The 1,068-nt window shown below is 61.6% G+C and carries 1 pseudogene; it reads left to right on the top strand.

Annotated elements, in window-relative coordinates:
* Positions 1–125: 125 nt before the first annotated feature.
* Positions 126–1,040 (top strand): annotated as a pseudogene (locus ACZ6C1_RS39095) (IS3 family transposase); the annotation flags it as partial.
* Positions 1,041–1,068: the final 28 nt, after the last annotated feature.

The following is a 1,068-nucleotide window of genomic DNA, read 5'->3' as shown; positions in this document are numbered from 1 at the left end:
CACCAGCAACAGCAGGAACCAGCGGGCACCGAACTGACCGTCGGCGAACGCGCGCGGCTCAAAGAGCAGGACCGGCGTATCCGTGAACTCGAGATGGAAAACGCGTTCCTGAAAAAAGCCGCAGCGTACTTCGCGAGGGATCCCCGGTAGCGAGCACGTACGAGTTCATCGAAACGATGCGGCTCGATACGGCGGAGTACGTTTGGAGCGTCGAGTTCATGTGCACCCGGCTTGGCGTCTCGAAATCCGGCTACTACGACTGGCGCCGCCGCCCCGATTCTGCGACAGCGCAGCGCCGCGATGAGCTGAAACAGCTCATCAAAAAGGCCTTCGATATGTCCGATGGCACCTACGGCTACCGCCGCGTCCGGGCTCAGCTGGCGCGCTGGGGGTACGTAGCTGGGCCTGAACTGGTGCGTCGGTTGATGCGTGAGCTGGGCTTGCTGCCCTGCCAGCCCCGCCCGAAGCGGTCCGGCCTGACCCAGTTTGCAGCCGGCGCGGTGCCCGACCTGGTCGGCCGCAACTTCACCGCCCCAGCTCCCGGAGAGAAACTCGTCGGCGACATCACCTACATCAAAACAGGGGAAGGCTGGCTGTATCTCGCGACCGTCATCGACTGCTACACCAAGGAAGTCGTCGGATACGCCATGGATGATCATTACCAGACACCGCTCATATCGAGAGCAATCCGCAACGCGGCACGGAACCGGAAGCTCGCGGACGGTGCCATATTCCACTCCGATCGCGGCAGCAACTATATGTCCGATGAGTTCGGCAAGACGCTGAACAGGCTCGCACTGCGAAGGTCTGCCGGACGCACCGGAATCTGCTTCGATAACGCTATGGCCGAATCATTCTTCGGGGCGCTCAAGAACGAACGGGTGTCGCGGGTCACTTACTTGACCCGCGAAGCCGCACGCCAGGACATCACCCGCTATATCGAATTCTGGTACAATCGCAAACGCCTGCACTCGGCCATCGACTATCGCCCTCCGCAAGAAGTCCACGCCGAGCACATGCAGTTGCGGACCGCCGCCTGAACGCGACAGTCAAGACCCTGTCCGAAGA

The organism is Streptomyces sp. NPDC041796, from assembly GCF_055590785.1.
This window is presented reverse-complemented; position numbering and strand designations above follow the sequence as displayed.